This is a genomic window from Lysobacter sp. A421 (genome assembly GCF_054052145.1).
Genome location: NZ_JBSVRL010000001.1, coordinates 551794 through 575662, shown reverse-complemented (window position 1 = coordinate 575662; position 23869 = coordinate 551794). Strand labels below are relative to the sequence as shown.

24 protein-coding genes, 1 tRNA gene and 2 pseudogenes are annotated in these 23869 nt (G+C 64.5%); 9 read left to right on the top strand and 18 right to left on the bottom strand.

What is annotated here, in order from left to right; all coding sequences use genetic code 11:
* Positions 1–44 precede the first annotated feature (44 nt).
* A complete protein-coding gene (locus ACW7G6_RS02685; RefSeq protein WP_456979345.1) occupies positions 45–1034 on the bottom strand; it encodes a LysR family transcriptional regulator in 990 nt (329 codons plus the stop codon).
* A gap of 149 nt (positions 1035–1183) precedes the next feature.
* A complete protein-coding gene (gene serS / locus ACW7G6_RS02680) occupies positions 1184–2479 on the bottom strand; it encodes a serine--tRNA ligase (RefSeq protein ID WP_456979344.1) in 1296 nt (431 codons plus the stop codon).
* 121 nt (positions 2480–2600) lie between these two features.
* Here serS and ACW7G6_RS02675 point away from each other — a divergent pair, with 121 nt between their 5' ends.
* Positions 2601–3269, top strand: a complete 669-nt coding sequence (locus ACW7G6_RS02675) for an energy transducer TonB (RefSeq protein ID WP_456979343.1) — start codon at positions 2601–2603, stop codon at positions 3267–3269.
* Between the two features lie 71 nt (positions 3270–3340).
* Here ACW7G6_RS02675 and aroA read toward each other — a convergent pair whose 3' ends face one another.
* The 4 genes from aroA to ACW7G6_RS02655 all read right to left on the bottom strand — a co-directional run bounded on the left by aroA (position 3341) and on the right by ACW7G6_RS02655 (position 7747).
* On the bottom strand, positions 3341–4681 hold the full coding sequence (gene aroA / locus ACW7G6_RS02670; protein WP_456979342.1) for a 3-phosphoshikimate 1-carboxyvinyltransferase: 1341 nt from the start codon (positions 4679–4681) through the stop codon (positions 3341–3343).
* A complete protein-coding gene (pheA, locus tag ACW7G6_RS02665) occupies positions 4678–5781 on the bottom strand; it encodes a prephenate dehydratase (RefSeq protein WP_456979341.1) in 1104 nt (367 codons plus the stop codon). The genes aroA and pheA overlap by 4 nt, the downstream gene beginning before the upstream one ends.
* Positions 5774–6859 (bottom strand): 3-phosphoserine/phosphohydroxythreonine transaminase, encoded by a 1086-nt coding sequence (serC, locus tag ACW7G6_RS02660; RefSeq protein WP_456979340.1) that lies wholly within the window; start codon positions 6857–6859, stop codon positions 5774–5776. Before serC ends, pheA begins: the two co-directional genes overlap by 8 nt.
* Before the next feature lie 84 nt (positions 6860–6943).
* Complete coding sequence (locus ACW7G6_RS02655; RefSeq protein ID WP_456997508.1) at positions 6944–7747, bottom strand: FHA domain-containing protein; 804 nt, start codon at positions 7745–7747, stop codon at positions 6944–6946.
* Between the two features lie 88 nt (positions 7748–7835).
* Between ACW7G6_RS02655 and ACW7G6_RS02650 the strand changes: the two genes are divergently transcribed.
* Together ACW7G6_RS02650 and ACW7G6_RS02645 are read left to right on the top strand one after the other, a co-directional pair.
* Positions 7836–8111 (top strand): polyhydroxyalkanoic acid system family protein, encoded by a 276-nt coding sequence (locus ACW7G6_RS02650; RefSeq protein ID WP_456979338.1) that lies wholly within the window; start codon positions 7836–7838, stop codon positions 8109–8111.
* A 116-nt stretch (positions 8112–8227) separates the two neighbouring features.
* Positions 8228–9199, top strand: coding sequence for a restriction endonuclease (locus ACW7G6_RS02645; protein WP_456979337.1), 972 nt, complete (start codon positions 8228–8230; stop codon positions 9197–9199).
* Positions 9200–9225: 26 nt separating this feature from the next.
* On the opposite strand, the gene ACW7G6_RS02640 is transcribed toward ACW7G6_RS02645, so the two are convergent.
* The 5 genes from ACW7G6_RS02640 to ACW7G6_RS02620 are packed head-to-tail and all read right to left on the bottom strand — an operon-like array spanning position 9226 to position 13893.
* The gene (locus ACW7G6_RS02640) at positions 9226–9363 is read right to left on the bottom strand and encodes a DUF2474 family protein (RefSeq protein WP_456979336.1); all 138 of its coding nucleotides are present in this window, start codon (positions 9361–9363) and stop codon (positions 9226–9228) included.
* A complete protein-coding gene (gene cydB, locus ACW7G6_RS02635; protein ID WP_456997507.1) occupies positions 9363–10370 on the bottom strand; it encodes a cytochrome d ubiquinol oxidase subunit II in 1008 nt (335 codons plus the stop codon). Before cydB ends, ACW7G6_RS02640 begins: the two co-directional genes overlap by 1 nt.
* Positions 10370–11839: a cytochrome ubiquinol oxidase subunit I gene (locus tag ACW7G6_RS02630; RefSeq protein ID WP_456997506.1), complete on the bottom strand. Its 1470-nt coding sequence runs from the start codon at positions 11837–11839 to the stop codon at positions 10370–10372. The genes cydB and ACW7G6_RS02630 overlap by 1 nt, the downstream gene beginning before the upstream one ends.
* A 45-nt stretch (positions 11840–11884) precedes the next feature.
* Entirely contained in the window at positions 11885–12685 is an 801-nt protein-coding gene (speD, locus tag ACW7G6_RS02625; protein WP_456997505.1) for an adenosylmethionine decarboxylase, read from the bottom strand.
* A complete protein-coding gene (locus tag ACW7G6_RS02620) occupies positions 12685–13893 on the bottom strand; it encodes an amino acid aminotransferase (RefSeq protein ID WP_456979332.1) in 1209 nt (402 codons plus the stop codon). Before ACW7G6_RS02620 ends, speD begins: the two co-directional genes overlap by 1 nt.
* A gap of 275 nt (positions 13894–14168) precedes the next feature.
* On the opposite strand from ACW7G6_RS02620, the gene ACW7G6_RS02615 reads away from it, so the two are divergent.
* The gene (locus ACW7G6_RS02615) at positions 14169–15032 is read left to right on the top strand and encodes an EamA family transporter (RefSeq protein ID WP_456979876.1); all 864 of its coding nucleotides are present in this window, start codon (positions 14169–14171) and stop codon (positions 15030–15032) included.
* Positions 15033–15056: 24 nt separating this feature from the next.
* Here ACW7G6_RS02615 and ACW7G6_RS02610 read toward each other — a convergent pair whose 3' ends face one another.
* Positions 15057–15392: a carboxymuconolactone decarboxylase family protein gene (locus ACW7G6_RS02610; protein ID WP_456979331.1), complete on the bottom strand. Its 336-nt coding sequence runs from the start codon at positions 15390–15392 to the stop codon at positions 15057–15059.
* Positions 15393–15413: 21 nt separating this feature from the next.
* The gene (locus tag ACW7G6_RS02605) at positions 15414–15833 is read right to left on the bottom strand and encodes a DoxX family protein (RefSeq protein ID WP_456997504.1); all 420 of its coding nucleotides are present in this window, start codon (positions 15831–15833) and stop codon (positions 15414–15416) included.
* A gap of 162 nt (positions 15834–15995) precedes the next feature.
* Between ACW7G6_RS02605 and ACW7G6_RS02600 the strand changes: the two genes are divergently transcribed.
* Positions 15996–16070: transfer RNA gene (locus ACW7G6_RS02600), tRNA-Val, on the top strand.
* A gap of 82 nt (positions 16071–16152) precedes the next feature.
* On the opposite strand, the gene ACW7G6_RS02595 is transcribed toward ACW7G6_RS02600, so the two are convergent.
* Positions 16153–16752 (bottom strand): NADPH-dependent F420 reductase, encoded by a 600-nt coding sequence (locus ACW7G6_RS02595; RefSeq protein ID WP_456997503.1) that lies wholly within the window; start codon positions 16750–16752, stop codon positions 16153–16155.
* A 43-nt stretch (positions 16753–16795) separates the two neighbouring features.
* Complete coding sequence (locus ACW7G6_RS02590; protein ID WP_456979328.1) at positions 16796–17530, bottom strand: SDR family NAD(P)-dependent oxidoreductase; 735 nt, start codon at positions 17528–17530, stop codon at positions 16796–16798.
* A gap of 113 nt (positions 17531–17643) precedes the next feature.
* Between ACW7G6_RS02590 and ACW7G6_RS02585 the strand changes: the two are divergent.
* The 4 genes and pseudogenes from ACW7G6_RS02585 to arsC all read left to right on the top strand — a co-directional run.
* Positions 17644–18558, top strand: a pseudogene (locus tag ACW7G6_RS02585) (LysR substrate-binding domain-containing protein); the annotation flags it as partial.
* Positions 18559–18818: 260 nt separating this feature from the next.
* The gene (locus tag ACW7G6_RS02580) at positions 18819–19457 is read left to right on the top strand and encodes an SDR family oxidoreductase (RefSeq protein ID WP_456997502.1); all 639 of its coding nucleotides are present in this window, start codon (positions 18819–18821) and stop codon (positions 19455–19457) included.
* A 16-nt stretch (positions 19458–19473) separates the two neighbouring features.
* A complete protein-coding gene (locus ACW7G6_RS02575) occupies positions 19474–20991 on the top strand; it encodes an MFS transporter (RefSeq protein ID WP_456997501.1) in 1518 nt (505 codons plus the stop codon).
* Positions 20992–21143: 152 nt separating this feature from the next.
* The gene (arsC, locus tag ACW7G6_RS02570) at positions 21144–21494 is read left to right on the top strand and encodes an arsenate reductase (glutaredoxin) (RefSeq protein WP_456997708.1); all 351 of its coding nucleotides are present in this window, start codon (positions 21144–21146) and stop codon (positions 21492–21494) included.
* A gap of 174 nt (positions 21495–21668) precedes the next feature.
* Here arsC and ACW7G6_RS02565 read toward each other — a convergent pair.
* From ACW7G6_RS02565 to ACW7G6_RS02555, 3 genes and pseudogenes are all read right to left on the bottom strand, one after another.
* Positions 21669–21965: pseudogene (locus ACW7G6_RS02565) on the bottom strand (hypothetical protein); the annotation flags it as partial.
* A 128-nt stretch (positions 21966–22093) separates the two neighbouring features.
* On the bottom strand, positions 22094–22390 hold the full coding sequence (locus ACW7G6_RS02560) for a hemagglutinin repeat-containing protein (RefSeq protein WP_456997500.1): 297 nt from the start codon (positions 22388–22390) through the stop codon (positions 22094–22096).
* Complete coding sequence (locus ACW7G6_RS02555) at positions 22374–23852, bottom strand: hemagglutinin repeat-containing protein (protein ID WP_456997499.1); 1479 nt, start codon at positions 23850–23852, stop codon at positions 22374–22376. The genes ACW7G6_RS02560 and ACW7G6_RS02555 overlap by 17 nt, the downstream gene beginning before the upstream one ends.
* Positions 23853–23869: the final 17 nt, after the last annotated feature.

Below are 23869 nucleotides of genomic sequence, written 5' to 3'. Positions count from 1 at the left end.
CGATCCGGCGCGGCGCTATTCTCGCACGAGTGGGCGCGGATTCGTCACAGCCGGAACGCCTTGAGTTCGCTTTCGCTGCAGGGCTGGCCCTTGATGTCGGCGCAACCCAGGTGTGCACTGTCGACCATCGCGGGGATCTTCTCGGCGAGGAAGTCGATGAACACCCGTACCGCCGGCAACATGCCGCGGCGCGAAGCGAACACGGCGTGGAAAATACCTTGCGGCAAGCGCCACTGCGGCAACACGACCTCCAGCTGGCCCGATCGGACCGCGTCGGCACAGACCGTCTCCGGCAACAAGGTGATGCCAACGCCCTGGATCGCCAGCGACAACAGCATCGGCAGGTCGAACCCCATCACCCGCGGCTTGATCTCGATGCGTTGCACGTCGCCTTCGGGACCATGCAGCTCCCATCGCTGGCGCGCATCGTCCTCGCTCATGCTCATGGTGACGTGTTCGGCCAATTGCGCGGGCGTCTGTGGTCGGCCCATCTTGCGCAGGTAGTCGGGACTGGCGACCAGCAGTTCCTGGATCTGGCCGAAGCTGCGCATCACCAGACTGCCGTCGTCATCGAGCTTGGTACGCACACGCAGGGCGACGTCGATCCCCTCGTTGATCACGTCCACGCGCCGATTGCTGACCAGCAACTGCACCCGGACCTGGGGGTAACGGGCAAGAAACTCGGGCAGTAATTTCGGCATCTGCTGCTGGGCCGCACCGACCGGTACGCTGACCCGAACCACGCCGCGCGGCTCCGCGCTCAGGCGGTCGACCACTTCCCGCGCCGCTTGCGCTTCGGCCAACATTGATTGCGCATGACGATAGACCGCGTTACCGACATCGGTGACGGCAAAGCGGCGGGTCGAGCGCTGCAGCAGGCGGACGCCCAGATCGGTCTCCAACTGGCTGATACGACGGCTCAAACGGGACTTTGGAATGCCTATCGCACGCTCGGCGGCAGCAAAGCCGGAGTGCTCGACCACCAACGCGAAGTAGTAAAGATCGTTCAAATCATGCATGCGCGGCAATTCCACCAGCGGAACATCGACTTATATTTGATCAGCTTGGTTACGCCGGCGCAACAACCGCCCGATCGATGTCATCACATTGGACAGCGCAACCCGGAAATGTCTGACAGGTTTGCTGCGGCACCGGAAATTGCCCTGACGATTTGGACACCCGCTCAGGCAATCTTCTCGAGGCCTCCCATGTACGGGCGCAACGCTTCGGGGACGGTGATGCTGCCATCGGCCTGCTGGTAGTTCTCCATCACCGCGATCAAAGCGCGACCTACCGCGACACCTGATCCATTGAGGGTGTGCACCAGCTCGGGCTTGCCGGTAGCCGGGTTGCGCCAGCGGGCCTGCATGCGCCGGGCCTGGAACGCCTCGCAGTTGGAGACCGACGAAATTTCCCGATACGTCTCCTGCGACGGTAGCCAGACCTCAAGGTCGAACGTCCGGGCGGCGGAGAAACCCATGTCGCCCGAGCACAACAACATGCGGCGGTACGGCAGACCGAGCTTTTCCAGGACCACTTCGGCACACCGGGTCATGCGCTCGTGCTCGTCATTGGACTCCGATGGCCGGGCGATGCTCACCAACTCGACCTTCTCGAACTGGTGCTGGCGGATCATGCCGCGGGTATCGCGGCCGTAGGCGCCGGCCTCGGCACGAAAGCACATCGAGTGTGCGGTCATGCGCAGCGGCATCACCGCGTCATCCACGATCTCGTCACGCACGGTGTTGGTCAGCGGCACCTCCGAGGTCGGGATCAAGTAGCGCCGGCTGCTCGCGGACGCGGCATCGCCGATCTCGGTCGCAAACAGGTCGTCCTCGAACTTCGGCAACTGGCCGGTGCCGAGCATGCTGTCGGTGTTGACCAGCAGCGGCACGTTGGTCTCCTCAAAACCGTGCTCGTTGGTGTGCAGATCGAGCATGAACTGGGCGAGTGCGCGATGCAGCCGGGCGAGCTGTCCGCGCAGCACGGTGAAGCGCGCACCACTGAGTTTTGCAGCGGTATCGCCGTCGAGCCAGCCGTTGCGGGCGCCGAGCTCGACGTGGTCGCTGACCTTGAAATCGAACGCGCGCGGCGTGCCCCACTGATGCTGCTCGACATTGCCACTCTCATCCGCGCCGATCGGCACGCCGTCCTGTGGCAGGTTCGGCAGTCCCAACGCGATCGCGTCCAACTCGGCCTTGAGCACGTCCAGCCGCGCCTCGCTGGCCTTCAGCTCATCGGCAAACCCGGCAACCTGCGCCATCAGCGGTGCCGCGTCCTCCCCTTTCGCCTTTGCCTGGCCAATCGCCTTGGAGCAGGTGTTGCGCAGGTTCTGCAACTCCTGGGTACGCACCTGGATCTGCTTGCGCTCGATCTCCAGCGCCTGCAGCGCGTCGGGATCGAGATCGTGGCCACGCGTTTCGCGCAGGCGGGCGGCCAGTTCGGCGGGCTGTTGACGCAGCAGGTTGGGGTCAAGCATGTCGGGACCGGGTGGTGGATGGGAGTCCGATTATCGCGTGGATCGCTCGGCGGCGGGACCAGTTGGCAACGCGTTAACGGCATCCATGCACAATATCGGGGTCATCGTCATCGGATCAGCCATGCCAGAGTCCTCCTCCAACCCGCAACCACCGCGCCGGGACTACTCCCGTTGGCTGCCGTCCTGGCGCACATTGTTGTGGGTCGGGCTGGCTTTTTTGGCCGGCGTGCTGCTGTTCGCGTGGGTCTGGTCTGCGGACCGCAACCAGGATGACTTCTTCCGTGCCGGCGAGACACCACCGACCGCCGGCGCACCTGATTATCGCCCGCTGCCGGTCCCGTCCACTGCCGGCAACCGTGAAGCCAGTGGCCTGGATCCTGACGAAGCCAGGGCCGAGGACGGTGACGACCAGAATGCGCAGCCACGTTTGGTCGAGGTAGCACCACCTGCGGCTCCGGCGCCCACCAGCACGCCGCCGGTCCCGCCGCCTTCCGGTGCGGATGCGGGGGCTTCAAGCCAGCCAAGCCCGATCGCTGGAAGCACACCGGCCCCCCGCTACCCTCGCCGCGCGCTGCGTCGCGGAGACAGCGGCGTCGTGCTGGTACGCGCCCGCATTGGTCCCGATGGCGTCCCGACTTCGGTCGAGGTAATCAACGGCAGTGGTTCGCGCGACCTGGATCGCGCTGCCGTGAATGCTGTCGAACGCTGGCGATTCCATCCGGCGCGACAGGATGGTCAACCGACGGTCGGCACGGTGAACATCCCGGTCGAATTTGCGCCGAACCGCTGATCGTCGGCGAGTGAACGTCGGCGAGCACAACACGCCCGGACTGACGCGATCTGACGCGATCTTCAGCCGCGCTAGGTGGGCGGCCCGTCCATGCGTCCGCACCGAAGCCGCAGTCCCATGCCAATGCGGCCGGCGATCTCGACAAAACCGGGAAACGACGTTGCGACGTTAGCGACATCGGTGATTTCCACTTCGCCCTTCGCCAGCTGCGCGGCAACCGCGAAGCTCATGGCAATGCGGTGATCCGAGTGGCTGTCGACCACACCGGCACCGAAGCTGCCGCCGTCGATAATCGCGCCGTCCGCCGTCTCCTCGACTGCGATCCCCAGCGTCCGCAGCCCTGTCGCCATCGCCGCAATCCGGTCGGATTCCTTGACCCGCAGCTCGGCCGCGCCCCGGATCACGGTGCGCCCCCGGGCACAGGCGGCGGCGATGAACAACGCCGGGAACTCGTCGATCATGTCGGCCACCAGCGACACCGGCACCTCGACGCCATGCAAGGGTGCGTGTCGGACCACAAGGTCGGCGACCGGTTCGCCAGCATTGCTGCGCTGCTCTTCGCGGATGTCGGCACCCATCTGTCGCAGCACCTGCAACAGGCCGGTGCGACGGGGATTCATCCCGACAGCCTCCAGCCGCAATTCCGAACCTGGCACCACGCTGGCGGCAACCAGGAAATACGCGGCCGAAGAAAAATCGGCGGGCACCACCACGGGTGTCGCCTGCAGGCGGTGGCCGCCGCTCAGGCGCACCAGGCCGGGCTCGAACTGAACCGGCCAACCAAACGCCGCCAACATGCGTTCGGTGTAGTCACGGGTGGGATGCGGCTCGCGCACGACCGTTGGGCCGCTGGCATACAGCCCAGCCAACAGCAGCGCGGATTTCACCTGTGCGCTGGCCACCGGCAACGCGTAGTCGATTCCCTGCAGTGCCGCACCGCCGGTAATGCGCAACGGTGGCGTGCCGTCGGTATCGGTGTCGATCCGGGCGCCCATCGCGGCCAACGGACCGGTGACCCGACGCATTGGCCGTCGCGACAACGCGGCGTCACCAACAAGCACGCTGTCGAAGGCCTGTCCGGCCAACAACCCCGCCAGCAAGCGCATGCCGGTACCCGCGTTGCCACAATCCAGCGGCTCGGCGCTTGCACGCAAGCCGTGCAGCCCGACCCCGTGGACGAGACAGCTGCCCTCCCCCGGGTTCTCGATCCGTACCCCCAACTGGCCCAGGATGCGGGCAGTGGCACGAGTGTCCTCACCCTGCAGGAAGCCGTCGATACGGCTCTCCCCGTCGGCGAGTGCACCCAACATCACCGCTCGGTGCGAGATCGACTTGTCTCCGGGGACCCGCACGCTGCCACGCAAGGGATGGCCAAGGCGGCCAACCCAGTCCTCGCGTGCCGCATCGCTCACGTGATCGCCACCGGGTAGGAACCGAGCACCCGGACCTGCTCGGCAAACTCGTCCAGCTCGGCCAGCGCCTTGCGCATCGCTTCCTGCTCGATATGCCCGCCGACATCGACGAAGAACGCGTATTGCCAACGGGCAGTATGGCCGGGCCGCGATTCAATCCGGTTCATGCTCAAGCCATGCCGCGCGAACGGTGCCAGTACATGATGCAGCGCGCCGGGCTGGTCCTTGATGAAGATCAGCAGCGAGGTGCGGTCATTACCGGACGCCGGGAACAGTTCCCGGCCCAGCACCAGGAACCGGGTGGTATTGTCCGGCCGGTCCTCGATCGGGCCGGCAACGGCTTTCAGGCCATAGACGGTGCCGGCACTGATACCGGCAATGGCCGCGGCATCATCGGCATTGCGGGCGCGGCGTGCGGCCTCGGCATTGCTGCCCAACGGAATTTTCTCGGCATGCGGTAGGTACTGGCGCAACCATGCCTTGCACTGGGCAAACGACTGCGGGTGCGAATAAACCCGCTCGATGTCCTCAAGCCGGCCACTGCGCGACAACAGGTGCTGGTGCACCCGCAGCTCGACCTCGCCACAGATCTTCACGTCGGTGCCCAGGAAGGTGTCCAGGGTCGACTGGATCGTGCCCTGGGTGGAGTTTTCCACCGGCACCACGCCAAAATCCGCCGCACCCGATTCAACCTCGCCAAAAACCTCCTCGATACTGCCCAGCGGCAGGCCGTGGATGGAATGGCCGAAATGCTTGTACACCGCCTGCTGCGAGTGCGTGCCTTCCGGGCCCAGGTAACCGATCTTGAGCGGCTCCTGCTGAGCCAGGCAGGCCGACATGATCTCGCGGAACACGCGTACCAGAACCTCGTTGTCGAGCGGGCCGTCATTGCGATCCACCACCCGGCGCAGCACCTGTGCCTCGCGCTCGGGGCGGTAATAATCGATCGCCGCGGCAAGGTCGCCCTTGGCTTTGCCGACCTGGTTGGCATACTGCGCGCGTTCGGCAATCAACTCCTGGATCGTGCGGTCGATACCGTCAATACGCTCACGCAACACGCCCAACGTCGGGGTCTTGGCCTTGGCAACCATCTCAGCCATTCCTCTTGCTGAAGTCATTCATGAATTCGACCAGCGCCTGCACCCCGGCTTCCGGCATCGCGTTGTAAATCGACGCCCGGACACCGCCCACGACCCGGTGCCCGCGCAGCCCAATCAAACCGGCTTGCGCCGTTTCTTCCAGGAAAACGGGCTCCAGCGCCGGATCGCGCAGGGAAAACACCACATTCATCCGTGAGCGCGCTTCCGCCTCCACCGGGTTGCGGTAGAAGCCGCCCGAGCCATCAATGGCGGCGTACAGTGACGCCGCCTTGCGAGCGTTGCGCCGGGAAAATTCGGCGACGCCGCCTTCGGCCAACATCCACTTGAACACCAGACCAGCCAGGTACCAGTTGAACGTCGGCGGTGTGTTGAGCATCGAGCCACGCGCCGCATGCTCGCGGTAGTCGAGGATCGGCGCGCGGGGCTGGCCAGCGTGCTCCAACAGGTCGCGCCTGATGATCACCACAGTCAGTCCCACCGGCCCCAGGTTCTTCTGCGCGCCCGCGTAGATCACGCCGAAACGGGATACATCAATCGGTTCGGCGGCAATGCTGGAGCTGAAATCACCGATCAACGGCACATCACCCACCGAGGGAATGCCGGGAAACTCGACGCCGTGGATGGTCTCGTTGGCGGTGTAATGAACATACGCCGCGTCGTCGGACAGCCGCCACTGGTCACGGGCGGGAACGGCGCAATACCCCCCGGGCGCGCCATCGGCGGCGATGCGAACGTCCACGCAGGACTGCGCCTGCTTCATGGCGGTGACGCCCCAATGGCCGGTGACCAGGTAGTCGGCAGCCTGTCCGGGGGCGGCGAAGTTCAGCGGGATCAGCGCCTGTTGGGTCGTCGCCCCTCCTTGCAGGAACAACACCGCGTAGTCGTCCGGTATGGATAACAACCGGCGCAGATCGGCCTCGGCCTCGGCGGCGACCTGCATGAACTCTGGGCCGCGATGGCTCAACTCCAGCACCGACGCACCCGCACCGCGCCATTCCAGCAGCTCATCGCGGGCTTGCTGCAATACCGTCTCGGGCAGTGTGGCGGGACCGGCACTGAAGTTGTATGCGCGCGACATCGGACACTCCGCTGAGGTGATCGCGCAGTATGCCGCACCGCACCAACAGCGCAACCACCTGGCGCTGCCGTCAGCGACAGCCGGTTATCGTGCTCCGTAAAGCAACAGCAACGCCAAGGCACCAGCCAACAAAGCGGCAGCCGACAATAGCCAAGGCAGGCGTCGCAACGATGACGCCACCGGCGAGCGCTTCGGCTGATCCGCCGCAGCGGCGTCGGCAACCTCCACCTCGACGTCCGGTGACCCCGTCGCACGTGCCGCGGACAGCGGTGCTTCCAGCACGAAACGATGATTGGCGCCGAACACAATCTGGTCGCCCGGTTGCAACAAGCCTTCGCGGACGCGATAGCCGTTGACCACGTTGCCATCGCTGGAGCCCAGGTCACGCAACACGATGCCATCGCGGTGAGGTTCCAGCCGGGCATGCTGCTCGGCGATTCCCGGCTCCCCGATATGGACATCGGATCCGGCTTGGCGGCCGACCGTGCAAGGCGCGTCGAGCGTGAAACAACACCCATGGTGGATGCCACCGACGCCACGCAAGACAGTGTGGCGCGCAGCGGACGCGCTGGTGGTCGGGTCAACCGGCAGCGGCTCGGGCTGGCGCCCCAGCAGGGTCAACTCGACACCATCCATGTGCACCGCATCGCCAGCTCGCAGCATCGCCATGCGACGCACCGGGCGCCCATTGACATGCAGGCCCTGCGCGCTCTCGCGCAGTTGCAGCCAGACGCCGCGGCGGTCGACACAAAACTGGACCGCCGCCTGGTCGGGATGCTCAACCAGGCACGGCTGTCCGTCCACGCCACGCCCGATAGCGTGCACGCCCTGGCTCAACACCAGGTCGTCACGGTCACGGTTTGGGAATTGCAGTCTGAGGGCATCCACGCGGCGGCAATCTAGCACGACATCGCACCCGCGCCTATCGGTCTGGCATGGCGAAGGCCACAATACGCGCTCGTCCAAGGAGACCCGCATGGCCAGCATTGATATCACCCATCCCCATTCCATGGCCCCGGCCCAGGCTCGTTTGGGGATGCAGGAACTCGCCGACAAGCTGGTTGAGCGCTTTGGCGTGCAATGCGACTGGGACGGCGACATCCTCAACTTCACCCGCGCCGGAATCGACGGACACATCGCGCTGCTGGCCGATCAAATCCATGTCACCGCGGAGCTGGGGTTCATGCTCGGAGCCTTCAAGGACGCCATCGAAGCCGAGATTCGCCGCGTGCTGGGGCGGCGCTTCGGGTAACCTCGGCACGGCTCGCCAGACGAGCTGCAGCTCACTTTTTATCGACCGGCATTGACGTATATTTCACCACTCTGGACGCGCCAGCCATGGGGCGCCAATGCAATGTCAGAACACGAATGTCGACCGTTTCATTGACCATCGCTGCGCTGGTGACAACACTGCTGGCCGGCGGCGCGGCCACGGTGTGGCTGTGGCTGGTTCACCGTCAACGACTGGTGGTTGCCGCAGGCCTGCGAGCGTTGGCGGCCATGCGCTGGCGGGAGTTCTCGCGCTTTGTTATCGAAGCCTTGCAGGCACAGGGGTTCAATGCCAGCCGGTTGGCACCTGACGCTGACCGTGGACAGAATGCCGACCTGCTGCTCACCCGGGGCGACCAGATCTGGCTGCTGAGCTGCAAGCAGGGAGTCAATTACCGTATCGACGACGCCATGGTCAGCCAGCTGGCCCGCGCGGTACACGACAGCCAGGCCAGCGGCGGCATCCTCGCCACCCTCGGCAGCATCCAGACCAACGCACGCAAGCACCCGCAGGGGATCGAGCTGATCGACGGCGCGACCCTGTGGCCGTTGATCGAACCGTTGTTGCCGCCAAGCTTGCATCAGGATCTGAACAACCGCGCGCGCGCCCGGACAATCCGGGCAATCCTGCTGGCGTGGCTGGTGGCGCTGCTGCTGGGCGCGGGTGCGGCGATGGCTCTGTGGACCCAATCCAGCGACGCGGGCGACAACGTCGTTTTGCCCGCTGCATCATCAGCGGCGGGAAGCCCTCCCCGACCGTCTGGCAACTTGGCCGATGTGCCTCAGCCCGTGGCGTCCGGAACCGCGAGTTCCGAAGCCGATGAGGACGAACCGGCGCAGCGTTTGAACGCCGCGACGGAGGTATCGACATTGCCTGGCATCGAGCGCGCTTCCTGGGCGACCCAATCGACGTTTCTGGTCCATCTGCAGTCGAATGCGAACGATGAGCAGGTCGACCGGATTTGCGACACGCTCCAGCGCAACGGCATCCACAGCGTACGGGTACAGCTGCAGCCGCCACCAGGCAGCGACGCACTGGTCCGCTTCCTTCAATGCCGACCAATGAAGTGACCGCCGGACACCCGGCTGGATCGCGGTCAGGTCGTCATTCCCGCCGAGCGCATCACCAGCTTCAACAGTAACGCCACCAGCGTCAGGCTTGCCACGCTCAACACCCAGATCAACGCCAGCCATCCGATGCGCGACCACCAACGGCGGCGGGGTCCACCCGGCATCAGTGGTAACCGTCCTCGGCGCGGACCTTGCCGCGGAATACCCAGTAGCTCAGCGCCGTGTACGCCAGGATGATCGGGATCACCAGCAACGCACCCACCAGGGTGAAGCCGAGGCTTTGGGGTGGCCCGGCCGCTTCCCAGATGGAGATGTCGGGGGGGATGATGTTCGGCCACAGGCTGACTCCCAGCCCGCTGTAGCCCAGGAATACCAGGGCCAGCGTCAGCAGGAACGGGGAAACGTGGGCGTCACGGCCCAGCTCGCGCAGCAGGTAGTACGAAGCCACCACGACCAGTACCGGCACCGGCGCGAAGAAGTACAGGTTGGGCAGGCTGAACCAGCGCTCGGCGATCTGCGGATGCGCCAGCGCGGTCCAGACGCTAACCCCGGCGATGGTGACCAACAACGTCCACAGCCAATGGCGTGTCCGCCGCCGCATCTCATCGTGCAAGGCACCGTCGGTCTTCATCAGCAGCCAGGTGCTGCCCAGCAACATGTAGGCAGCCACAAGGCCCAGCCCGGTGAATAGCGGGAACGGTGCGATCCAGTCCAGCGCGCCGCCGACGAAGCGCCCATCGCGCACCTCCAGCCCATTGATGAAGGCGCCCAGCACCACGCCCTGGAAGAAGGTCGCCGCATACGAGCCCAGTGCAAACGAGAGATCCCACTTGCGTCGCCTGCCCAGCACCGCCTTGAAGCGGAACTCGAACGCGACCCCACGAAATATCAACCCCACCAGCATCAATATCAGCGGCAGGTACAACGCGGTCAGCACCACCGAATAGGCCAGCGGAAACGCCGCCAGCAGTCCCGCGCCGCCCAGCACCAGCCAGGTCTCGTTGCCATCCCAGACCGGCGCCACGGTATTCATCATCACGTCGCGGTGCCCGGTCTCCGGGATGAACGGAAACAACATGCCAATGCCCAGGTCGAATCCGTCCATGACCACGTACATCATGATCGAGAACAGAATCACGACAGCCCACACCAACGGCAGGTCGATATCCATCAGTCCATCCTCCCGTGATGCGTGCTGTTGCGGTGCATGCTGCTGCGATGCATGTCGTGGTCCGTCTCGCCGTCGGTCGCCGCCGACATTGGTCGCATTGGCTGGCGTGACTGGCCCGGGCCGCCATCGGGCGACGTGTTGTCATCGGTCAGGTCCGGCCCGGCGGCAATGATCCGCAAACCATAGACGGTGCCGGCACCGAACAGCGCGAAATACACCACGATGAAGATCGCCAGGGTCAGGCCCACCTGGGTCGCACTGTGTGCAGACACGGCCTCCGAGGTCCGCATCACTCCATGGATGATCCACGGCTGACGGCCGATCTCGGTGGTGTACCAGCCGGCGAGGATCGCAACCAGCCCTGCCGGTCCCATGGCCAGGGCGAACTTCAGCAGCAGCCTGGACTCGTGGAACCTTCCGCGCCAACGGGACCACGCCCCGTACAAGCCCAGCAGAATCATCAAGGTCCCCAGGCCCACCATCACCCGGAACGTCCAGAACACCACCAGCGAGTTGGGCCGGTCCTCGGCCGGGAAGTCCTTCAATGCCGGGATATCGCCATCCAGGCTATGAGTCAGGATCAGGCTGCTCAACCGGGGAATGGCCACCTGGTACTTGGTCCGCTCCTCGTCCATGTCCGGGATCCCGAACAGGATCAATGGCACGCCCTCGCCCTGCGGAGGATGCTCCCAGTGCCCTTCCATCGCCGCGATCTTGGCCGGCTGGTACTCCAGCGTGTTCAAACCATGGAAATCCCCGATCACGGCCTGGATTGGAGCGGTGAACAGCACCATCCACATCGCCATCGACCACATGGTCTTGATCGCCGGGTCGGCACGGCCACGCAACATGTGCCAGGCGGCGCTGGCGGCCACGATCAGTGCCACGGCGAGGAATGCGGCGGTCACCATGTGGGGCAACCGGTAGAAGAAGGATGGATTGAAGATCACCGCTACCCAATCGACCGGCACCACCCGACCGTCGATGATTTCGTAACCCTGCGGGGTGTGCATCCAGCTGTTGGAGGCGATGATCCAGGTGGAGGAAATCAGCGTGCCGAGGGCCACCATGAAGGTGGACAGGAAATGCAGCCCGGGGCCGACCCGCTTCATGCCAAACAGCATCACCCCCAGGAAGCCGGCCTCCAGGAAGAACGCCGTCAACACCTCATAGGCGAGCAATGGTCCGGTGACGCCGCCGGCGAAACGGGAGAACTCGCTCCAATTGGTGCCGAACTGGTACGCCATCACGATGCCGGAGACCACACCCATGCCGAACGCGACCGCGAACACCTTGATCCAGTAGTGGTAAAGGTCGAGATAGACCGATCGTCTGGTGCGCAACCAGGCCGCTTCCAACACCACCAGATAACTGGCCAGCCCGATCGTGATTGCCGGGAAGATGATGTGGAACGAGATGGTGAAGCCGAACTGGATCCTGGACAGCAACAGGGCATCGAGCTCAAACATGGCGCATCCGAAACCGGGGAAACGCGTCCAGTTTACGCCCCTGCGTCAGCGTTCGGCGTAGCCCTGGTACAACTCGATGATCTCCTTGCGCAGCAGGTGCTCGATGCGCATCCGCTCGCGAAACGGCAACAGATGTGCCATCTCGCTGAACAAATAGTCGTCCAGGTTGAAGCTCTTCAGGTGCATCTTGGTGTGGAAGATGTTTTCCTGGTAGACGTTGACGTCGCGGCACTCGTACTTGTTCAGCAGTCGCTTTGAGATCGACTCCTGGATCGAGTTGATCTTGTGGTCGATGAAAAGCTTCTTGCCCTTGGCGTTGCGGGTGAAGCCGCGCACGCGGTAATCCATGATCACCACGTCCGAATCGAACTGCTCGATCAGGTAGTCCAGCACTTCCAGCGGCGAGATCAACCCGCAGGTCGCCACGTCGATGTCCACCCGGAAGGTCGCGATCCCGTTGTCGGGATGCATCTCCGGATAGGTGTGGACGGTGACGTGGCTCTTGTCCAGGTGCGCGACCGTGCGCTTGTGCTTGTCGCTGGACGTGTTCTGCCCCGGTTCGGGCGCGGACAGCGCCGGACGATCCGACATCAGGATCGTGACCGACGCGCCCTGTGGGTCGTAATCCTGACGCGCGACATTGAGCACCGTGGCACCAATCATATCGGCGACCTTGAGCAGGATCTCGGTCAACCGGTCGGAGTCGTATTCCTCGTCGATGTACTCGATGTAACGCTGGCGCTGGGTCTCCGACATGGCATAGGAGATATCGTAGATATTGAAGCTCAACTCCTTGGTGAGGTGGTTGAACCCTTCCAGCTTCACCTGGCCGCGCGGCTTCCCCATCAGTCTTGCCCGGGGTCGTGCATGACCTTGGCGAACGCCTCGGCCACGCGGTCCACGTTGTCATCGCGCAGCCCGGAGACGCAGATGCGCCCGGAATTGACCGCGAAGATGCCGTGCTCGGCCCGCAGCCGCTCGACCTGCGCCGCGCTCATGCCGGTGTAGCTGAACATACCGCGCTGGCTCAGCAGATAGTCCACGTTCAACGACGGTGCGCGCGCCTTCATGCCGGCGTGCAGACGCTGGCGCATCTGCAACATCCGCGTGCGCATTTCCCCGACCTCGTCCATCCAGTCCTGGCGCAAGGCCGCATCGGCAAGCACGCGCGCAATGATCTGGCCGCCGAAGGTCGGCGGGCTGGAATAGTTCGCCCGGATCGACATCTCCATCTGGCTGAGCACGCGCTTGGCCTCATCGGCATTGGCAGATACGCCCACCAGCGCGCCGCAACGCTCGCCGTACAACGAGAACGTCTTCGAGAACGACACGCTCAACAGCAGCGAAATCCCCGCATCGACCATCGCGTGGACTGCGTAGCCGTCCTCGTCGATGCCTTCGGCGAAACCCTGGTAGGCCATGTCCAGGAACGGCAGCAGATTGCGCTCGGCGATCACCTTGATCACCGCGTCCCACTGGTCGCGGGTCAGGTCGGCGCCGGTCGGGTTGTGGCAGGCCGGATGCAGGATGACGATGCTGCGTGCCGGCATTGCCTGCAGGTCGGCGAGCATGCCGTCGAAGTCGACCCCGTTGGTGGTTGTGTCGAAATAACGGTAGCTGCCGACCTTGAAACCGCCGGCCTCGAAGATCGCCTGGTGGTTCGGCCACGACGGCGCACTGATGAACACCTGCGAATCGGGGAAGTAGCGCTTCAGCAGGTCGCAACCCACCCGCAGTGCGCCCGAGCCGCCCAGCGACTGGATCGCCACCGTGCGCTCGCCGACCTTCTGATAGCGGTCGGCGCCCAGCACCAACTCGGTGACCAGATCGCGGTAAGTCTTGGAGCCGGCAATCGGCTGGTATGGCGTCGGCCCCATCTCGGCCGCCAGCGCCGGACGCACTGCCGCCACCGAGCGCAGGGTCGGAATCGCCCCGTTCTCATCTTGGTAGGCACCGATGCCCAGATTGACCTTGTCGGCGCGCGGCTCGGCGAGATACGCCTGTTGCAGCGAAAGAATGGGGTCACCGGCGTAAAGCGGCAAATGGCTGAACATGTCCAGCTCCTGATAAGGAAATTGTGGGTATGAGGCCCCGTTTGACGGCGGATGCACCGCCGCGGATCAGACAACCAGCGAAGGCCAACGGCCTATTGTCGCGCAGGTTGACGGGAATAGCAGCCGCAGGCGGTCCCAGATCACCGCAGAGGCCGACCGGTAGAATCCATCGTTTCGCGCGTCGCCCGCGTCGCTACCAGAGCCATGCCCATCGACATCCCAACCCTTATTGCTGCGACACCCGGCTGGTTCGCAATGCTTCCGTGGCCGCATCCATGCACCTGATCCTGCTCAGCGCCTTGTGCAGCGTGTTGGTCTCGGTAGTGCTGAAGCTCGCGCCCCGCGGCCGGCTGGACGTGGCGCAGATGGTCACCTGGAACTATCTGGCCGCCGCGGTGCTGTGCGCTCTGCTGCTGCGGCCGGATCTGGACGGCTTGCGCGGCGGCGGCACCCAGTGGCTGGTGTTGCTGGGACTGGCCGTGCTGCTGCCGTCGCTGTTCCTGGTATTGGCCTCGGCAGTGCAGCAAGCCGGCATCGTGCGTACCGATGTCGCCCAGCGGCTGTCGCTGCTGCTGTCGCTGGTGGCGGCATTCACCGTGTTCGGCGAACACGCCGGGGGCATCAAACTGGCCGGCCTGGCACTGGGCCTGATTGCCGTGGCGGGGATTGTCGTGCGGCCGTCCAACACTGCCGCGTCCAGCGCTAAGGCCTGGTTGCCTCTATTGACGGTATGGGTCGGCTTCGCACTGGTCGACGTACTGCTGAAACTGATCGCCCAGTCCGGCACCTCGTCGATGGCATCGCTGCAGGTCGCATTCGCGCTGGCATTCGTGCTGATGCTGGTCTGGCAGATCGCCCGCCACCTACGCGGCACCGCCCGGTTCAGCGCCGCCAACCTCGGTGCCGGGCTGCTGCTGGGCCTGCTCAACTTCGGCAACATCGTGTTCTACGTCCGCGCCCACCAAGCCCTGCCCGACAGCCCGGCGGTGGTGTTCGCGGCCATGAACATTGGCGTGGTGGTATTGGGCACGCTGGTCGGCGTGGCGGTGTTCGGCGAGAAAACAAGCCGCTGGAACCGAGCCGCGATTGTCCTGGCGATCGTTGCGATTGGGTTGATCGCCTGCGCGCCGCGGGCTTGAGTGGTTGTTGCGCCCGCAACCGGACTAGTGATGGGCCTCGACGGCATCCATGACCCGGGCGGAATAAACCAGGGCGGCACCGGCGTTGAGCGCCACCGCTACTCCCAGTGCCTCGGCGATCTCCTCACGTGTGGCACCGTGCTTGAGCGCGGCATCGACATGGACCGTGATGCAACCATCGCAACGCGTAGTCACTGCCACGGCCAGGGCTATCAACTCACGCGTCTTTGCGTCCAGGTGATTGGTCTGCGCAGCGGCATTGCCCAGCGTCGCATAGCCACGCACGGTGTCCGGGGACAGCTTGCCGATGTCCGAGATCCGCTTCTTGAGATCCGTCCGGTACTTGTTCCAGTCCAGCATGGTCGTTCTCCCGATCAGTGCCTATGGTTGACGCCGCATCAACGCGTAGCGACCCGCCCCAGTGACGGCAAGTAGCAGCAAGCCGCCGACAATCGCCACGTTCTTGTAGAACTGGGTCAAGTTCATGGCACGGTCGGCGCCTTCCATGGACCAGAAGGGATGGCCAATCAGCGCCGTCCCCAGCACGAACAAGACCATCAGAAGCGCCAATGGACGCACGCACACGCCGACGATCAAGGCGAGGGCGACGAAGAACTCCATGATCACCGCAATCGCTGCGGCAATCGATGGTAGCGGCGTGCCGATCGACGCCAGATACCCGGCCGTTCCCTGGTAATCGATCAGTTTGGACCAGCCCGAAATGAGGAAGAGCAGCATCAACAAAAGACGGGCCAGCAGGATCAGCGCATCGCGATGTCGGTCGATCAGGGTGTCGATCATGTGCAAACGCCCCTTGGGGATTACGCAAGCTGACGGCCACTCGCGTTATCAACGCGTGAAGAAGCCCAGCGGCGGCAACTTCTTTTCCACGCAGGGAGTTGCCACCGCAGCGAACCACTTGCAAAAAAGGGACCTTTTCGCTGTATACTGCGCGGCCTCTCGGGGCGGTTAGCTCAGTGGTAGAGCATTGCCTTCACACGGCAAGGGTCGCAAGTTCGAACCTTGCACCGCCCACCAGTGGAAAGATTTACAGCACAAGGGTTACAGCGAAAAAGGCCACCTTAAGCAGGCGGCCTTTTTTCGTTGTACGGACGTATGTTCAGTCGAACTTGACCAGGTCCTTGAAGATCAATTGACCCCAGCTCTTTCCGCGCGTCTGCACAAGTAGTCCACCTTCAGAAAGCCCGCCAAGTTGGATCGGCGAGAAACCGAGATTTTCCGCAAGCGCACCAATCTCCGCCGCGGCGCCGTCATCGTCGCTCGCCAGGAACACGACTCTCTTGCCACCATGTACGGCCGGATCTTGTTCAAGGACACCAGCGACCAGATGGTTGAAGCCCCTGACCAGCCTTCCACCAGTGAAGGCCTGCGCGACGACCTTGGAAGAAGACTGTCCTCCCAGTTCTTCAGGGGACACGCCGTAGGTATTGGTCACATCGATGATGGTCTTTCCCTCCCAGGTGGGCAGCGCCTTCGCGACATCCGGGTGCGATTCGAAACGGACAGCCAAAAAGATGACGTCCGCCTTGACGGCTTCCGCCAGTGTTGTGGGAATGATCGTGGGTCCGATCGCGGCCGCATCGGCTGCAAAGCTTTCCGGGTCGCGCGTGGTTGCAACGGATACTTCGATGCCCTTCCGGGCAAACGCCTTGGCAAGCGCGTGACCGATCTCGCCGAAGCCGATAATTGCGTAGCTCATACAAATTCTCCTTTGGTTTACCGAGCGCCGTAGGACGTGCGCGTCAGAGTTGCGCCAGGCCGCCGTCGACCGCGACCTCGCTGCCGGTCATGAAGCTGCTGTCCGACGACGCGAGAAAGGCCGCCCCCGCCGCGATCTCCGCCGGTTCGGCCATGCGCTGCAGCGGATTCATCGAGGCGAACATCTTCAAGCCCTCTTCGCCCACCGCGGCCTTCGCCAGTTCGGTCGCCGTCGGCCCGGGCGACAGCACGTTGACCCGGATGCCGGTGCCCTTCAGATCCTCCGCCCAGCTCCGCGCGAGGTTACGTACCGCTGCCTTGCTCGCGCTGTAGACGCTGAATGCCGGGGCGCCCGTGGTGCCGGCGCTCGATCCGGTCAGGATGATCGAGCCGCCCTGGCCCATCAGCGGCAGTGCCTTCTGGACCGTGAAAATCGTGCCTTTCACGTTGGTGTCGAAGGTGTCGTCGATCTGCTCGACGGTGATCTCGCCCAGCGGAAGCACGCCTCCCGTCCCGGCATTGGCGAAGACGATGTCGAGGGTTCCGCGCTCTGCCTTCACCTCCGCGTAAAGCCGGTCGAGGTCGGCCAGGTCGGAAATCGAGCCCCGTACCGCACGGGCATTGGGTCCGAGTTCGGCCACAGCAGCGTCGAGCGCTTCCTGCCGGCGGCCGAAGAGGAAGACGAAGGCGCCCTCCTCGATCAAGCGCTTTGCAGCGGCGAGGCCAATGCCAGTAGCGCCGCCGGTGATCACGGCGGTCTTTCCATTCAATCTGTTCATGTCATGCATCCCTTGTAAGTGATGCTCCCAATCTAGGTCCGCCGCCGGAACATGATTAGTCGGCAATTGGGGGTATAACTATCCCGCCAGTGGCAAAGTCGCCCGGAGGCCCCGTGAGCCGCGATCTCAATGACACCTTGGTGTTCGTCAAGGTGGTCGAGCTGGGTAGCTTTACCGCCGCCGCCAAGACGCTGCATCTGCCCAACACCACGGTCAGTCGCAAGGTGCAGGTGCTGGAAGCGCGACTGGGCGCCCAGCTACTGCATCGCACAACCCGCAAGCTCGGACTGACCGAGGCGGGCACCATCTATTTCGCGCATTGCCAACACATTGCGCGCGACCTCGATGAGGCGGAAAGTGCGGTAGGCCAGCTGCAGAGCGGACCGCGAGGCTGGTTGCGCGTTACCGCAACGCACGCGGTGGGCAACATCTGGGTCGCACCTTTGCTCAGCGAATTCCATGCGCGCCATCCGGAAGTGCGGGTGGAACTGCTGCTGAGTAACAACAACCTCGACATCATCGCCGGCGAGATCGACGTGGCGCTGCGCGTGGGCACGCTACCGGATTCAAACCTGACAGCGCGCAGGCTTTGCGTGTTCCGCACCGCGGTCTACACGACGCCTGGCTACATCGAGCGTTTCGGCGAGCCGCTGCATCCTGACGACTTGATCCACCATCGCGCACTGGCGCAGACCAACCACCGCAACGCCAGCGCCTTCACCTGGACGCTGGGCGACGGCGACGGCAAGCCGCGCGATTTCCCGGTCGACCCGGTGATGATCTCGAACGATCCGGGCGCGCTGCGGACCGTGCTGCTGGGCGGCGAAGGCATCACGCTGACCAGCGACGTGATGGTAAGGGCCTACGTCGAGCAAGGCCTGGTGCAGCGGGCGCTAGCCGGCTGGCGCGGCATGGACGTCGACCTCCATGCGCTCTTCCCGCGCGGACAGGTGCAGTCACCAAAAGTGCGCGCTTTCGTCGACTTCCTGGTCGAACGCCTGAGAGTGGACGAGACCTACATGCAGGCGCTCAGCGACGACACCCCGCGGTGAAAGCGATCCGGAGAACGCGTAGAACCTGCCCTTGGCTTTGTTTCGTTTTGGGTATTCCTTCGAGTAGTTGCTCGCGCAGGGCCGCGTCGACCAACGTGGTGTTCAAGGTTAACCCGGCGGCGACCATCGCTGCGTCCGGTTCTGGATGTGTCCGCACACGCCGACTGGACATCCACTGCCGTAGAACAGATTGCGCATCCCGGACCCCTTACTTCCACTCTCTCGAGGAACTTCTCATGCGCGTTCTCATCGTAGGTGCCAACGGCCAGATTGGTCGTCGTCTGGTCAAGCAGATGGCTTCCGGTCCACATAAGGCCCAGGCCATGATCCGCAGCGCCGAGCAGGCCGCAGGGCTGCGCGAACTTGGCGCCGATGCGACCGTGGTCGCTGATCTCGAAGACGATATCCAGACCGCACTGGATGGCTGCGATGCCGTCATTTTCACGGCGGGCTCCGGGGGCAAAGGCGGCCACGAGAAGACCGATGCGGTGGACCGCGATGGCGCGATTGCCGTGATCGACGCGGCACAGAAGGCCGGCGTAGAGCGCTTCGTCATGGTGTCATCCATGGGTGCGGACACACCGGAAAAAGGCCCGGAGGGTCTGCAGCATTACCTGCATGCCAAGCAGAGAGCCGACGAATATCTGCGGGCAAGTGGTCTTCGGTACACCATCGTGCGCCCGGGCTCCCTTACCGATGAGCAAGGGACGGGCAAGGTAGAAGCGTCGGAGGATCTCGGGCGCCAAGGCAGTGTCCCGCGCGACGATGTTGCTGCGGTGCTGCTGCAGGTGCTGGACGCCAGCAATACGCACGGCAAACAGTTCGAACTGCTTGCAGGGGATTCACCTGTCCCGCACGCCGTTGCCGCGCTCTGACAACCTGAAGACTCCAATGCAACCCGACAGCACGGCAGTAGAGGGTGCGGCTCGTTGGCGCATCCTGGCGGTGCTGCTTGGCATCGTTTTCATGTCGCTGATCGGGGTGAGCATCGTCAACGTCGCCCTTCCCTCGATCCAACGGGGCCTGGGGGCGGACCAGTCCGATCTCCAATGGGTGCTCTCGGGCTATGCACTCACCTTCGGGATCATTCTGGTGGCCGCGGGGCGCGCTGGCGATATTCTGGGGCGAGGCGGCATCTTTCTTGTCGGCGTTGCCCTCTTTACCCTATCCTCCATCGCCGCCGGACTCGCGCCTGACGCGATGTGGCTCAATACGGCGCGGTTGGTCCAGGGACTTGGCTCCGGGCTGCTCAGTCCGCAGGCCATCGGGATGATCCAGCAATACTTCCGTGGTGAGGAGCGCGGTCGGGCCTTCGGCTATTTCGGAATCGTGGTCGGATTTTCCGTTGCCATCGGTCCGGTGCTGGGCGGTGTGTTGATCGAGGCTGGCGGTGCCGACCTTGGCTGGCGTCTGACATTCCTGGTGAATGTGCCCATTGGCATCGTAGCCATCATTTTAGGGATGAAGTGGTTTCCGAAGCCCCTTTTCCGCCGCCCCCCGCAGAGTGCGCCGAACGGAGCGCAGCGGCCTGCCGGCTGGCTATGGTCGCTGGATCCGATCGGCTCGGTGTTGTTGGGGCTCGCGCTGCTGGCCATCCTCTATCCGTTCATGGAATCGGGTGGCTCGACGCTCTGGTGGGCGCTGCTGCCGGTGGGCATCGCGCTGGTCTGGATCTGGGTGCGATGGGAGCAGCGTTGCCCGCACCTGGGTCACACCCCGATGGTGGATCTGGACATCTTCCGCACCAGCAGCTTTACCAACGGCACGGTCATCATGACGCTCTATTTCACCGGCATGACCAGTGTTTGGGTGTTGGTCGCACTCTATGTGCAGGACGGTCAGGGAAAATCCGCGTTTGAATCCGGCCTGTTCGGCATTCCAAGTGCGCTTCTATCGGCTTATGCCGCTCACTGGTCGGGGCGCCGGGTAAACCAGTACGGTCGGAAGATCGTAATCGGCGGACTGTTCCTGGCCCTGCTCGGCCTCGTCGCGAGCATCACCGTCGTCCTCCTGCACGAGCGGTTTGGTCTGAGCGTGTGGTGGTTGGTGCTGTCACTGTCCTTCATCGGACTCGCGCAAGGGGCCGTGATCAGTCCGAACCAGACGCTGACGCTGGCGGAGGTGCCGCTCGCATATGCCGGAAGCTCGGGGGCGATCATGCAGACCGGCCAGCGCATCGGGACATCGGTCGGCATTGCCATGATCACCGCGGCAGTGTTCGCATCACTTGCGCGGTGGTCCTGGTCGATCGCCGTGGTCATCGGTTTCGGCCTGATCGGCCTGGTGGTGCTCGTGGCGCTGGGTATGGCATTCAAGGATCAGCGGGATCGGGACAGGAGCGTGACAGACAGAACTGATGCCCAACGTTGGCAGCGAGAATCGCCCTATGTCGACGAAAGCCTGTTCTGATTTTTACGTGGCCGAGGACGCACGCGCCGTAGAAGATCACCCGCCCACCAGGTTGCAAACCTGCGTTTCAGCGAATCCCGGCTTGGTGCCGGGTTTTTGGTGCCCGGCGCCGCGATACGATGACGGCTTGACCGCCACCGCTGGAGCCCTCCATGAACGACACCCGCATTTACCACAATCCACGCTGCTCCAAGTCGCGGGCTGCGCTGGAGTTGTTGCGCGAGCGCGGGATCGAGCCGGAGGTCATCACCTATCTCGACACCCCGCCCTCGGCATCCGAGTTGCGCGAGCTGCTGGCGATGCTCACGGTGCCGGCACGCGAACTGCTTCGCACCGGTGAGGCCGAGTACACCGAGCTGGGGCTGGCCGATCCGGACAAAACCGACGCGGCGCTGATCGACGCCATGGCAAGCCATCCGCGTTTGATCGAACGACCCGTCTTCGTCCACGCGGGACGCGCGGTGATTGGCCGCCCGCCCGAGAAGGTGCTTGAGCTGCTGTGACTTTCTGCGAGCGATGACCTCGCCGTGATCGTGCCTGGTCCGGCTCAGAAAGAGGCGCGCAACGCGGTCGATGATATTGCGATGGAAGCCGTGGACACCTGATCGATTTGTCGGTGGCATCCAGCCCCTGCCAGCGCTTCGGGTCCTGGGTAGCGACGCCGCTCTGCGGGCCACGATCGCCACGTCGCCTTCGCTGGCGATGCGGCTGCCGGTGACGGTGGTCTCGTCGTAGTGGGTCTGGCTGTCGGACTTGCTGGCGCCGATGCCGATGCGCAGGCTCAGGCCGCCGTTGCCGCTGGCCTGGGTGTCCTTACCGGTGCTGGCCAGGTCGCTGACCTGCTGGCCGGTGTCGGCGAAGCTGTTCAACCCGGCCTGGCCGTTGGAGAACAGGGTCTGTCCGGCCTTGGCGGCGTACAGCGCCTTCAGGCGGTCGTCCTCGACCTCGTTGCCGCGGCTGGTCGCGCCGTACACGGCCGTGGCGGTATCGACCACGCCACCCTTCAGGCTGACGTTGATCCCGGCTTGCCGGAACTTCTGCGCCTCGACCACCGACAGGCGGTTCTCCACCGCGGTGATGGTCACGTTCTCGCCGGTAATGCCTATGCCGGCCGTCGACAACACGTCGCTGCCGGCAATCGCCACATCGCCGCATCGCCGCCGGCGACGATATCCACCCGGCCCTCGGTGCTGCCGATCAGGCTGCCGGTGTGGGTCAGTTCGGTGATGTCGGCGGTGCTCTCCCGGGTCTGGGTGCCGATGGTGAAGCCCACGCCGCCGGTGCCGAACAGGCCGGACCGCTTGGTGTGGCTGCTGTGTGACCCGGCCAGGGTGTTCTCGGCGGTTTCGATGGTGATGTCGTTGCCGGCCACCAGTGCGACATCACCGGTGCCGGCCACGGTGGCTGCGCAAGGTCAGGTCGTTGCCGGCCGCCAGGTCCACGGTCTCGCCACTGAGCGTGGTGCCGATCGCATAGGTCGCGGTGCTCTCGTCATGCGTGGTGGTGGTCTTGCTCGAGAACAGTCCGCTTTTCTTGCGGACGGTGTCCTGTTCGAAGCGGTGGGTCTCCTCCGCGGCGGCCAGGGTCAGGTCACGACCGGCGGCGATCGCGATGCCGCCGGCGTCGCTGACTACCTGCGCGGCGGTCAGGGTGGCGTCGCGGCCGGCGGTCATGGCGATGTCGCCGCCCGCCTGCACGGTGGTGCCGTGCACGGTCTCGTCCAGCGTTTCGGTCCGCTGTTTGAAGCGCCGGCCGTTGATCTGCTCCAGGCTGGTGTTGGTGGTGGTGACCGTGGACAGCTCAAGGTCACGCCCGGCGGCTATGGCCACCGCGTCGCCGGCCTGCAGCTGTGCCGCTTGCAGGGTCACGTCCCGGCCCGCCTGCAGCACCAGGTTGCCGCCGGCTTGCAACTCCGTGGCCTGCAGGGTTTCGCGGCCGTATACGGTGCGGCCATCGACAATGGTCCGCATCGTCGTGTCAGCCGCCACCGACAGGTCACGGCCCGCTGCCAGCACCAGGTCGTCCCCGGCGCTGACGGTGGTGGCCTGCAGGCGCAGGTCGCGCCCGGCATCCACCACGGCGCTGCCGCCGGCGACCAGGCTGCCGGTGGCGGTCTGCACGAAGTCGCGCCCGGCGTTGACCGTCACCGCACCGCCGCTCAGTCGGCCGCGGTTGAGCGTGTCGCCGGTGGTGGCGATGGCCAGCCGCTGCCTGGCGTCCATCGTGCCGTCGTTGATCAGCGTGTCGGCGCTCAGCCACATGCCCTGGGTCGCGCTCATGGTGCCGTCGTTGCGCACGGTCGTGGCCGAGCGGATGTCGATGTCGTCGGCAGCGATCAGTGCGCCGTCGGCGCGCAGCCGCTCGGCGGTCGCCTTCGACAGGTACACCACCGGCACCAGCACGGTCTGGCCGTCGATTTCCTGCTCGACCATCCACACGATGTCCTGGTCCAGCGAGGCAATCTGCACGGTGGTCAGGGGCGCGCCCAGCACCAGGCCCAACCCCGCCGCCGTCTGCGCCGCATTGTCCATGAGCGTCCGGTACTGGCTCAGCGCGTCGCTGCCATCGAGCGTGCCGCGTCCGGTCAGTTGCAGGATCTGCTCCAGCACCATCCGCTGTTCGTAGTAGTTGTCGCCCAGCCGTTTGTGCAGGTTGGTGCCGGCGCCCAGCTGGCCGGTCAGGTAGTCGGAGCCGATCGTGTCGTCGCGCACGAAACGCGGCGCGGTGGTTACCAGGAACTGCGCATCCGGGTCGGCGAAGTTGGCGAAACTGCAAGCGCGACGTACATGCCGTGAGCGGCGGACAGCCCCTTCCTTTGTTTCACCATCAGTTCGGCGGCGTGCGCGAGGGAAACGCGACACTCTCCGACATGTGGCTG